10 protein-coding genes are annotated in these 11719 nt (G+C 49.0%); 4 read left to right on the forward strand and 6 right to left on the reverse strand.

From position 1 onward, the window contains the following. Positions 1-5 precede the first annotated feature (5 nt). Positions 6-971, reverse strand: a complete 966-nt coding sequence (locus tag ABN764_RS08095) for a substrate-binding domain-containing protein (RefSeq protein WP_446671523.1) — start codon at positions 969-971, stop codon at positions 6-8. 287 nt (positions 972-1258) lie between these two features. On the opposite strand from ABN764_RS08095, the gene ABN764_RS08100 reads away from it, so the two are divergent. The 3 genes from ABN764_RS08100 to ABN764_RS08110 are packed head-to-tail and all read left to right on the forward strand — an operon-like array spanning position 1259 to position 4570. Then, entirely contained in the window at positions 1259-2662 is a 1404-nt protein-coding gene (locus ABN764_RS08100) for an efflux RND transporter periplasmic adaptor subunit (RefSeq protein ID WP_446671524.1), read from the forward strand. After that, entirely contained in the window at positions 2659-3444 is a 786-nt protein-coding gene (locus tag ABN764_RS08105; protein ID WP_275936812.1) for an ABC transporter ATP-binding protein, read from the forward strand. The genes ABN764_RS08100 and ABN764_RS08105 overlap by 4 nt, the downstream gene beginning before the upstream one ends. Beyond that, positions 3386-4570: an ABC transporter permease gene (locus ABN764_RS08110; protein ID WP_174809084.1), complete on the forward strand. Its 1185-nt coding sequence runs from the start codon at positions 3386-3388 to the stop codon at positions 4568-4570. Before ABN764_RS08105 ends, ABN764_RS08110 begins: the two co-directional genes overlap by 59 nt. Positions 4571-4706: 136 nt before the next feature. Here the strand turns inward: ABN764_RS08110 and ABN764_RS08115 are convergent, their stop codons facing one another. Next, positions 4707-5345, reverse strand: coding sequence for a class I SAM-dependent methyltransferase (locus ABN764_RS08115; protein ID WP_446671525.1), 639 nt, complete (start codon positions 5343-5345; stop codon positions 4707-4709). 66 nt (positions 5346-5411) lie between these two features. After that, complete coding sequence (locus ABN764_RS08120) at positions 5412-6134, reverse strand: GGDEF domain-containing protein (RefSeq protein ID WP_446671526.1); 723 nt, start codon at positions 6132-6134, stop codon at positions 5412-5414. Positions 6135-6315: 181 nt separating this feature from the next. Between ABN764_RS08120 and ABN764_RS08125 the strand changes: the two genes are divergently transcribed. After that, positions 6316-7335: a phosphotransferase gene (locus ABN764_RS08125; protein ID WP_446671527.1), complete on the forward strand. Its 1020-nt coding sequence runs from the start codon at positions 6316-6318 to the stop codon at positions 7333-7335. 75 nt (positions 7336-7410) lie between these two features. Here ABN764_RS08125 and ABN764_RS08130 read toward each other — a convergent pair whose 3' ends face one another. The 3 genes from ABN764_RS08130 to ABN764_RS08140 form a co-directional block, all read right to left on the reverse strand. Continuing rightward, entirely contained in the window at positions 7411-8265 is an 855-nt protein-coding gene (locus tag ABN764_RS08130; protein WP_072729211.1) for a diguanylate cyclase domain-containing protein, read from the reverse strand. After that, positions 8246-10354 carry a cellulose biosynthesis cyclic di-GMP-binding regulatory protein BcsB gene (locus ABN764_RS08135; protein WP_446671528.1) on the reverse strand — a complete coding sequence of 703 codons (2109 nt, stop codon included), beginning with the start codon at positions 10352-10354 and terminating at the stop codon, positions 8246-8248. Before ABN764_RS08135 ends, ABN764_RS08130 begins: the two co-directional genes overlap by 20 nt. A gap of 109 nt (positions 10355-10463) precedes the next feature. Beyond that, a complete protein-coding gene (locus tag ABN764_RS08140; RefSeq protein ID WP_021257390.1) occupies positions 10464-11714 on the reverse strand; it encodes a glycosyltransferase family 2 protein in 1251 nt (416 codons plus the stop codon). Positions 11715-11719: the final 5 nt, after the last annotated feature.

Below are 11719 nucleotides of genomic sequence, written 5' to 3' on the forward strand. Positions count from 1 at the left end.
ATTCATCATTGTTCCAAAACCTTAGTACTTGTATATTGAGTTGCTGCGTACGGCTCGCCCGCAAATATTTGCTGCAGAATGGATACTGCTTCGGCGCCAATCTCCCTTGGCTGCTGCACGAGCGTTGCCACGATGTCTCCGTGAGCAATCGCACGCCTAGTTGCCTCTACATCATCGAAGCCAAATACGTTAATCTTCCCCTTATTCGCAGCTTGCAATCCCTCCACGATCCCCGCGGCATCCCACGCACTAAACCCGATAATCGTTCGTATATCCGGATGCTCGCTCAGCATAAGCTTCGTCTGCTTCGCTGCCTCGATGCGAGAAATATTCGATGAACGCACTTCTACGATCTCATAGCCTGAAGCTTTATCGATGATGGATCTGAATCCCTCCAGCCGCTTCCGTTGATTGTCAGCCAGTTCGCTGCCTAAGATGATGCCTATTTTCCCTTTGTATGCTGAGCCTTGAACGACCAATGCACCCATTTGTACACCAGCCGCTCGATTATCTGTTCCGACATAAGCGAACCGTCTGCTGTCCGGTGCATCCGAATCCACCGTTATAACCGGAATGCCTTGATCCATTGCTCTGCTTACGAGTTCATTGTACCGTGGCTCATTGATCCCCTGTGTAAAAATGGCATCCGGCTTGGAGGCAATGGCCTTGGCCAGCAGCCTCATCTGCTCCGACGGGTTAATGCGTATGGGTCCGGTATATTCGATTTCCATATCCCGCTGTGCAGCCGCTTCCTTCGCCCCCTGCTCCACCGTGCGCCAGAAGGGATTATCCAGCTCTTGTGCAATAAGCACTACATGCTTAAGCGATTGCTGCTGCCCTGCGTCTGTACCCGTCTCCAGCTGCCCAACTAGACGTTCGATTGCAAGTGTGGAAGACAAGAATCGAACAATCACATAACCGAATATAGCTGCAAGGACGATCAGGCCTATGATCCACTTTCGTTTTGCCATGATGCCTCCTCGATGTCTGCATTGAAATATAGGCTCTATTATACTGATCTCACTGTGAAAATGAAAATGAGGCTCATCACTACATTCCCCCCTGCTTTATTGGCAGCTTCTAGCCGCTCCACTTCCTCCGCAATGTAGTCTGTTATTTCACTTTCAGCGTTTTTTCAGCTAATGCTCAGTTTGTACTCAGTGTGCTTTAATGGATCATTCATCTATAGTAAGTACCCTAAGTTCAGCGGGCACAACGATTGAATGCCCAACAGAACCGGTAAAGGTGGATAGAGACGATGAAGAAATGGGTGTATGTGGCAGGGATTCTGCTTGTAGCAGGTGCAGCCACCGCTGTGTATTTGACCCAGCGGCCGGCAGAACAGCCTTCAGCTGCTAATTTGCCAACAAGAACCGTACAAGCAAGTAAGGGAAACATGGAAACAAAGGTATCCGGATCTGGAGCCGTTAGCGTGTCGGAGGTGAACAACGTCAAGGCTGGCTATAAAGGTACGATCAACAAAATCAACTTCAAAGTAGGTGATCAAGTAAAAAAAGGCCAGACGCTTGTTGTATTCAAGAAGATAGACAACTCAGAGAGAATCAAGCAAACGGAGTTGTCGCTTAAAAAGCAGCAATTGCAAATGCAGCAGCTTCAGAAGCAGTACAAGGAGGCACCTGAGGAGAACCGGGAGTCCATTCAGGTGAACATGGAATCCCTCGACTTAGAAATCGAGCAAAATGAATCTACACTCGCCAGCCTACAGGCCGAAGAAGCAGAGAATCACGATGTAGTTGCTCCAGCTGCAGGGACAATTAAGGAGAGCCAGATTGAAACAGGCAATGATGTGAATGAAAATACCGTAGTTGCGGTCATCGCCGACTATACCAAACTTGAATTTATCATGACAGCTGACGAGCTTGATATTTCATCGATTCAATCCGGACAGTCAGCGCAAGTTACACTCAATGCCTTCCCCAACCAACAATTTACTGGAAAAATCACTTCAATTGGAAAAGAGGGCAACAGCAACAATGGTGTCGCTACCTATGAGGTCGGCATCAGCCTAACCAAGCCAGATGGCGTCCTCGCCGGCATGTCCGGTCAAGCGGAAATCGTTACCCAGTCTAAGAAGGATGTCGTGCTCGTTCCCGTCGAGGCTGTTATCACGATGGGCAATAAGCATTATGTACGTGTTCCAGGCGAAGCTGGAAGCACCTCTTCTGCAGCAAACGATGGCAAGGGACCAATCAGCGGACAAGGCAATGCCGATGACGCGAATAAGCAGAATAGAAAGGCGGACAACCCGCAAAATGCAGGCAATGGAAATGCTGCTGGTGGTTGGTCTAGAGCCAACCGCAGCGATTCAGGCACTCCATCTGGTGAACTTACAAACCGAAACGGGGAAACGGGCCAAGGGAATACAAGAAACAATGGACGTATCGATATGGGACAAGCAATGGGCGGCACACTTAAGGAAGTCGTCGTTGGAATTAGCAACGACACTTATGCCGAGATTACATCTGGGCTCCAAGCTGGTGATGCAGTCTTAATCGCCACCCCACAAGGCAAGGTAGGCAGCGGTAGCAGTACCACCGAGCAAAGACAGCGCCAGAATGGAATGGGCTTTGGCGGAGGTGGGTTCCCTGGGGGAGCGAGCTTCCAGGGCGGCTCGATGGGAAGCAGAGGCGGTCGCCAATGAAGCAGCTTGCCAATACTGCCAATGTCATGGCAAACATGTCTAATAATCAAAGCATCATCTCCATTTGTAACGTTAAGAAGTCATATCGAATGGGATCGGAAGAGGTCAATATTCTCCAAGGCGTCAATCTCGATATTCAGTATGGCGATTTTGTAGCCATTATTGGCCCTTCTGGATCAGGGAAGTCGACGTTGATGAACGTCATTGGCTGTCTGGATACGCCAAGTGAAGGAAGTTATACGCTGGATGGAGTAGAAGTAAGCCGCCTGAGCGACAACAAGCTTGCAGACATTCGCAATCACAAAATCGGATTTATCTTTCAAAGCTTTCACCTGCTTCCTAAGCTGACCGCCATTGAAAATGTTGAGCTGCCTCTCATCTACCGTGGATTAAGCAATAAAGAGAGACGGGAAGCAGCACTGCAGGCATTGCAGCAGGTGGGCTTGGAGGATAGGATTGGGCATCGGCCAAGCGAGCTATCCGGCGGGCAGCAGCAGCGGGTAGCCATAGCTCGCGCATTGGCCGCACACCCTCCCATCCTGCTTGCAGATGAACCGACTGGAGCGTTGGATACGAAGACGGGGCATGAAGTGCTCGAACTCATCGAGAAGCTGAATCAAGAAGGACATACGATCATACTCATCACTCATGACATGGAGGTTGCTGCTCGTGCGAAGAGGGTTGTCTTCATGAATGACGGCAGCCTGACCGAAGAAAGGGGGAATGGGCGTGAAGCTGTCGCAAGGATTCAAAATGTCATGGCACAGTATCCGTTCCAATAAGCTGCGCACCTTCCTATCTATGCTGGGGATATTAATTGGTGTAGCTACCGTTATTTCCTTAATGGCCATGGGCCAAGGCTCTTCCAATGCAGTCGAGCAATCCCTGCAAAGCCTGGGAACGAATCAGTTGTCCGTGAACATTATGGGTCGAGGCAGCCAAACGACATTAACTTTGGAGGATGCCATCCATCTCGCAGATGATATACCGGATATCGAGGGCTTGGCTCCTATCGTATCTGGGAGTGCGACCGTCAAGAACGGGACGACCGAATCTGCATCCGTGACTGTAGAAGGCATTACGCCGGAATATGAGCAGGTGAAGGACTTCAAAAATCAGAGCGGACGCTATATCGTGCCGCTTGACGTCACAGGCTATTCCCGAGTGGCCCTGCTTGGCGTAGATACGGCAGATGAATTATTCAAAGGAGCAGATCCCATCGGGCAAACGATACTGCTCGATGGCGCTCGATTCAAAGTCGTGGGCGTGCTGGAGTCTAAGGGAAGCTCGCTCGGCGGATCGAATGACGAGAAGGTTCTCATCCCCATCACGACTGCGCAGCGAATGTTTCAATCGGCCGGCGTTCGCTCCGTCAACATTAAGGTTGCCCAGGAAGAACGCATGAGCGTGGTCGTCGACCAGCTGAATGAGAAGCTGACGAAGCTGTTCCGCGGCGATACGAACAGCTTCAATATTTTCAACCAGCAGGATGTCAAGGAGACGATGAGCTCGATCACGAAGACGCTGTCAACAATGATGGCAGGTGTCGCTGGCATCTCCCTCATTATCGGGGGAATTGGGATAATGAATATCATGCTGGTATCTGTCACGGAGCGTACGCGGGAAATCGGCATTCGCAAATCGCTCGGTGCCAAGAAACGCGATATTTTACTGCAATTTCTCATTGAATCGGTTGTTCTTAGTGGACTGGGCGGCTTGACTGGGATTGGGATCGCCTATGGCGCCTGTTTTGCCATGACCCATTTCTTGTCCGTTGCTACCGCCATCCAAGTCGATATCGTCATCTACGCATTTGCTTTCTCCGCGATCATCGGCATCGTGTTCGGCATATTCCCTGCCAACAAAGCAGCTTCCTTGAAGCCTGTAGAAGCTTTGCGGCATGATTGAATTAATACTGAAATGATGGACAGCATAGCTTGCAGCCCGATCAACAAGAAAGACAGCCTGATCCCTTTAAGGATAACAGGCTGTCTCTATTTCAAGGTTAAGAAGTATCACGAATCAAGACCACCCCTCGATGCTGCTACGGTCTCGCCCACACAACGTGCAACATATCGAGCCAGTAACTCTCTTCCCGTTCAATCTTGATGTCCGCGCCGCGAATCATATCCATGATGCTGCGTGTATGATGGCAACCCGTAAAGCGATAAAGCAATGGATTGAGTGTCTTCTGCACCGCTGATACAGCCGCCTTCGAGCTGATCCCGTGCTCCATCAGCAGCAGCTTGCCGTCAGGCTTGCACCAGCGACGCATGTTGCGCAGCACCATCATCGGATTCTGGTAGCTGCACATGGATAGCGTGGAAATGACCGTATCGAAAGATTGCTCCGGGAAACTCAACTCTTCCGTATCTGAGCATATGAAACGGATATCCAATGGGTAATTTGCAGCTGCCTTCCTCGCCTTATCCAGCATTCCCTCGCTGAAATCGGTAGCTGTAATGTTCACACCTGATGGGTAGTAAGGGAAGTTAGCCCCCGCTCCAACTGCAATTTCAAGCACGTCCCCTGCTGCGCTGCCGATTAGTTTCTCTCTCCATTTTCGCTGCTTCGGATCTTCGCGGCGCTTATCGTATTGAGCAGCTTGCTTATCAAAGATACGAACTAGTTTTGTCTTCTCCAACTGATTGCCCCTCCGATGCTCCGTATCGCTTGCGAACATGCTTGTCCACCAAGCGAGGTCGATGTCGTGTAGAAGACAATACGAGGAAAGCCGTCAGTTGTTTCACTATTTTTCCATTATGCATCGGCGTGATGACGCCTCTTCGCAAAGTCCATTTGATAGAGTCGCAGTTCGCTTCCGGTGGGCATCCGACTTGCTCTGACGCTTGTTCCATAGCATCTGTTTATCCGCAATGTCCACCAATTCATTTAGACTTATGCCTTGACTCGGGAATGTTGAGCAGCCTATGGAGATAGACAACGGTGTCTGCTGGTAACTCCTCGGAAGCTGAATGTGGGATAGCAAGGTATGCTGAACATTATGCACTTCCTTATCATCCGCACAAGGAACCATAATAACGAACTCATCTCCGCCCCAGCGCGCAACCCGCTTGCCGCGGATTTTCATTTGCAGCAGCTGACTGCTTACCTTCTTCAGCATCGTGTCACCGACATGATGACCATAACTATCGTTAATCGTCTTAAAGTTATCGATGTCGATGAAATAGACAGCCACTTTGTGATTGGCTTTAATTGATTTCTTAGACATGGCACGGAACAGGCGCAATGCTGCTGGTCGGGTGTGCGTCCTCGTTAACGGATCCGTATCGCGTTCGTATCGTAATCGATCGATGTACTTGCCAACTTGCCACGAGAATAACAGGGCCAAAGCTGACATGACCACGACCAAATAATGATTTAGACCATTTAGCGACAAATACATATGCAGCGACAAAGCCGCTAGCAAAGTCACCGCAGTCAACAATATTCTGCCTTTTCGTGTCTCCATACTCCACCTCGGAATCTCATTAGACAACATTATATTCCAGCTTGCTGAACATTTACTGAACAATCTTCAAGAGAGCGCCAATCGAATGGCACACTCGCCTGTGTCCACTTCTAGTTCCTCGAATACACTGACGATAGAATTCCTTGCGTGAGATGTATAAGGACAGGGGGACATCGAAGAAGTGGCTCGTCGATTATCTAAGTTTCAATTTCATACGATTACGAGGCAGTATGGGTTGCATCTGAGGAGAGTTAAACCATATCGTTCCCTGTATAAATCCACGGCAGCATACCGGGCGACTACAGAGGAAGGGATCTTCGTCATTAAACCTTTTTATAAGTCTAAGGTTTTAACTAAGCTGACGACGAAACAGCAAATTATCCGAATTTCGGCTTATGTGAAGATGCTTCAGGAACAGAGCTATCCTCATCTCCCCCGTTGGCTGTCCACATCGACCGGGAGAATGTGGGTGAGCCGCCGTGGCAGGCCGTACTACATGATGGAATGGGTAGAGGGGAATCGACCACAGCATGCTCAGGACTTCGAGCAGTTGGGCAGGGCCTTAGCTGTACTTCATACTTGCTGCCAAGGAATTCTCCCTCCAACGCCTCTAGTTACGCATAAGGTAGTACAACATCTATTCCAGCAAGACGCTGCATTTCGCCGCCAGCTTCCGGCACTGCGCAGAAGCAGAAGAAGGGCATCTTGGTTCAGGACATACGGCACGCAATGTACAGAGCTTGCTGCAGAAGCACAAGGCATCATCAACAACATGGAAATACAACAGCTCTTAAATGAGGAGACCTATCGACCCACACTAATTCATGGTGATATCACTTCTCCGAATGTCATCATGAGCCCGAACGGACTTTATCTCATCGACTGGGATCAAGTAAGAATCGATTCTGCTTATTATGAGATTACGAAAACATTGTTCAACACTACTCATTTCAACCTTGCCCACATAGAGGCCCTATTGCAGGGATATGGGCAAGTGAAGCCTTGGACACCACCTGAACGATTGTTACTTAGCGCCCTATATCGTTTCCCGCTTGAGGCATGGATCGCAGCAAGGACAGTATCGGCAAACCGTTCCGCACTTTTGCAGCGCATATTGACGCGAACCTGGGCAGATCGGATTAATGCTATCCAATGGATCGACAATTGGGCTGCAAGCGACACAGCGGCACCCCCTTCATAAATAAAAATCCATCCACCTGACTACGGTGGATGGATTTGATCCAAGGCCGGATGCCCCTAAGGCTTTCTGATCCCTTTATACATCGTACTCCATTTGCTTTCTTGCTTGCGTTATGAATTCCAGCGGCGTGGATACCGTCTCAGGAGAATATTCCAAGGCTCCCACGGTAAGATTAAGCTCGATCTTGTATTTGCCAGCCAATTCTACGTCATTGAAGGAGGCAACTTTCTCCTTCAACCGCTCGATGACCACATTGGCGCCGTCACGGTCGGTAAACAACAGCAGGCCCCATGTCGGATTATCCGTATTAAGCATGTATAGCGAGTCATTCATACGTATGCTTGTCTCACTAAGCTTGGACACACCATAGATCATTTCCGACATTTGCTCCTCGCTTACCATTCGCTTCAACTCGTCCCAATATCTCACTTGCACGACAAGCAGCGTCAGCGGAATATGATAACGCGTAGAGAGAGCCATAAATACCTTGGCATCTTTTTGGAACGAGCGGCTATTTTTCAAGTCCGTGCTTTCGTCCATCGTCGCCAGAGATGCATTTATCCGTTTCAGCTGTTCGTTCTCCGTCTGCAATCTTCGATTGCCGAGTGTAAGCATGGCACTAACTACGGTAAAGGCTGGCGTCATGATAAGCCAGAAATAATTATGAGCCCCAACGACCCCACCTTCCACGACAGTCTGATACAACGTAAACGTCCCGTATCCGAACAGGAACACAATATTCAGAACTAACCCCGTTGTCACACTCGTAAAGTACGTAACGATCGCGATAAGAAAGGCCACATTCAGCAAAATCATGTTCAGGATGTAGCGATTCGGCTCACCCACCGTAAATGCAATGCATACGAAGCTAAGCAAAAACCATAGCAAGAAGGCGCCATCTGACAGGAGACTACTTTGATTCCGTTTCATCGCCAGCCCCCCGTTTCTTGCGGTATTTACGAATCATGAAAATGAGGGATACGAGCACGAGCAAGCCGATAAGCATTGCGGCCACCATGAAGCCCAGAACGTCCCCACGCTGCAGAACCTGCTCCACAATCGAGGAAGATTGCTGCTCCGCCTGCTTCTTGAAGCGGAAGGCGTGGATGTCGCCGTCCTTGTTCGTGGCTACGCCATCTCCATATATTCTCCACTTCGCATTATCACTGGCGAGCAGTTTAGAGGCCAAATAATCATATTCGGTGCTCGGTCCACTAATAGCAAGCAAGCCTCGGCCTGCTTCAAACGGAGATTCGATGATCTGAAGCGTACCTAAACGCTTGCCGTAATCCGCGTCCACGCTCATCTTTTCATTGGAGGTAAACCCTTCTCCATTTGCTCCATATTTAAAATACAATTTATCATTATTATCCCGAATGACTTTATTATTGTTATAGCTGCCAATTGCAATCACGTTATGGGCCTTCAAGTCAGAAGCAGCTGCGCTATCCTCAAAGAACCGGACTTCGCCTGCATTGCCCTCCGCATATTGGCCAAGAAGATTGAACACATTCGCCAGCGACTGGTACGTATACATATCTGGATTTTTCGGCATCACAACCGCAATTTGATTGAAGCTGCCGTCACGAAGGAATAGGTTCGGATAGCTGTCGAACAGCAGCTCTGTCTTATCCTTCGTTTTCAGCTGCAGTACCGAATCCTTCGTAATGAACGCCCAGGGCATCTCATCCTGTGGCTCCATGCACACAACATTCCGAAGCTCCAAATCAAATGCAACCGTGACTGTAAAGTTACCCGTTACATCTAAATTTTTCGGAATCGGCAGGGTTAATGTATCTTTGTTGGCTAAATCCATATTCAGCTTCTTGCTGCCGATTGGCGTGTTGTTAATGAGCACCGTAACCATGGAGCGATCAAAATCAAGATTGGTCGCATACCGCATGTCCAGGTGGATTTTGCTCGCCTCGGCAATCGTGCGGTTGGCCGGAAGCGATATGAAGTATGATTTCTCTTGATGCATCCAGCCTTTCAGCTTATCGCCATTGTCCGTAAGCTTCATGTCCCTGCTAATGGTGACTTCAGGTGTCGTAACATCCGTATCGCCCGATACCATTTTCGTATCCCCGTCCAACTGCTTGACCAGCTCTTGATTCGCCAGCAATCGTCCTGCCTTCACCAGCATGGCAGGATCCTGAGAAGTAACGACAAGAGTAGGCTGTGTACCCGTCCGGATCACGCGGATCACCGCAGCTTGCGCGACATCTACATTGCCCAGCTCACTCTTCCAAGCCGCCGGCAGTTGATCGTACAATGCCACAGCCACAACTACTGTTTTCCCCTTCAAGGCATCAGCATCGAATGCATACATCGGAATTTGTTTTTGCTTCAGTCGATTTTGCTTCGCGAATCCTGATAATGCATATACGGCAGCCTCCAGTTCAGCTGGCTTGCTATTCTTCGGGATCGCTATCGCGTTACGTTCATCACTAACCGTATCCATGCCTATAAAATGACGGTTAAAATCGCGAATGCTCGGCTTAATCGCCTCACTCGTATATCGAATGGAGGCGCCTGATGTCGCAAACAGCTGCAGCCAGTTGTCACGTTTCTCCGACGGCATACAAATTTGATTTGCATCAGTAGTGACAATATAGCCTTCGATCGTCAGCGTGTTGTTTCCTTTCACCAGCAGTTCCTTCGGGACGGATACCGTAAGCCGCCGTTTCGGATCATCGCTGACGTCAGGACGGAAGGAATGAAACTTTTTCCCGTTTAATGACAGCGTCACGCTTGACCGTTCTCTTTTCGTCAAGGGCGATGCCTTATAATCTACATGAATCTTAACTTCATCAACCTTCCAATACTCCTCAGTCTGGAAGTTGAACTGTCTGGAGGACATAATCCCGGACAAGGAGGTGTCCGCACTTGAAAAAGTCTCTTCATACGTACTCGGTTGAGCAGAGCCCAATGCGGGAGCCACAGCTGCCGAGGCCTGTCCAAGCTGTCCGAATAACAAGGACAAGCAAGTCATGCCGACTACGATCCACCGTTTATTCACAAGCTTCTCTCCTGTCTTTTCTTCATAAATGAGTATTCCGTAATCGAACAAGTTCCTATATAAATACCTGATCAAATGGTCGAAATACTGCGTGATCAAAATCGACCTTCTAGAAGCGTTCTGTTTTGTACCATTTGACTTCACGCTTGAATAATAAATCCTTCACATAGTTATAGAGCCCATAAGCGGCTACGACCATCCACATCTGGCAATACGATACATACATCAGCATAATGATCCACAGATTGGAGAGCACCATCTCCCCTTTTTCCGTGATCAACGTAATATAGGTACCTAAGATGAACAGCGTGATGGCCAGCAGCCATAGGAAAGAACTGAAGCCAGCTATCGTCGTATGTACGTAGCCTAAAGCATGTAAGATGAGCAAGATGTCGGACATGACCAATGAGGTAAGCAGCAAAAAGTAAATCGACAAAAAATAAAGGATATCAAAACGGATATTTCGCGCCTTGCGGTCAAAGAGCAGCGGAATGTTCTTGATGATGACGTAAATATTCCCCTTCGCCCAGCGCGTTCGCTGCTTGAACCATACCTTTACCGTCTGCGGCTCTTGCTCCCATGTTACAGACTTCGGCTGGAACTTAATTCGATAACCCATCATGTAAATGCGAAAGCTAATCTCCGTATCCTCCGCAATCGCCTTCACGTCCCAGCCGCCTATGCTCTCCACGATACTCCGCCGCATAATGAAGTTCGTCCCCGGAATTGTGCACAGCTTGAACAGCTTCCATCGTCCTGCCTGAGCCATCCATTGGAATGACAGCGTCTCGATGTTAATAAAGCGCGTAAGTAGGTTCGTGTTGCGGTTGCGGGTACGGAACTTGCCGATAACCGCACCGAGTGTATCGTCGTTCGTAATCTCTGCTACCAGATAGCGTAGAGCCGTCTTCTCTGGCGTATTGTCTGCGTCGTAGATGGCAATCAATTCGCCTCGGCTCTGCTTGAATCCGATATTAAGCGCGTTAGATTTGCCTTTCCCACCTGTCACCGCATCCGTGTTGATGATAATCAGATTGCGGCCGTCATGCTTGCGCTGCAAATTGCCCAGCAGCTCGCTGCTGTTATCCGATGAATTATCATTGATAACGATAATCTCGTATCGATCATGAGGATAATCCAGCGCCAATAGCGACTCCACCGTCTTCGTGATGACCTTCCCTTCATTATGGGCGGGTACCATGATGGAGACGAATGGCGCCTCGCCCTTAATTTCCGGCACTTCCTCGTTCTCGATCTTGATGTAGTACAAGTATCCTGCAATGATCAGGACGACGTTGACGAGCAAGAGCGACCAAATACAGATAACCGCTATGAGCATTAAAATATCTGCAGTCGTCATGGCTA

The sequence above is a fragment of the Paenibacillus wuxiensis genome (assembly GCF_040195695.1).
Lineage (GTDB): Bacteria > Bacillota > Bacilli > Paenibacillales > Paenibacillaceae > Paenibacillus_B > Paenibacillus_B suaedae.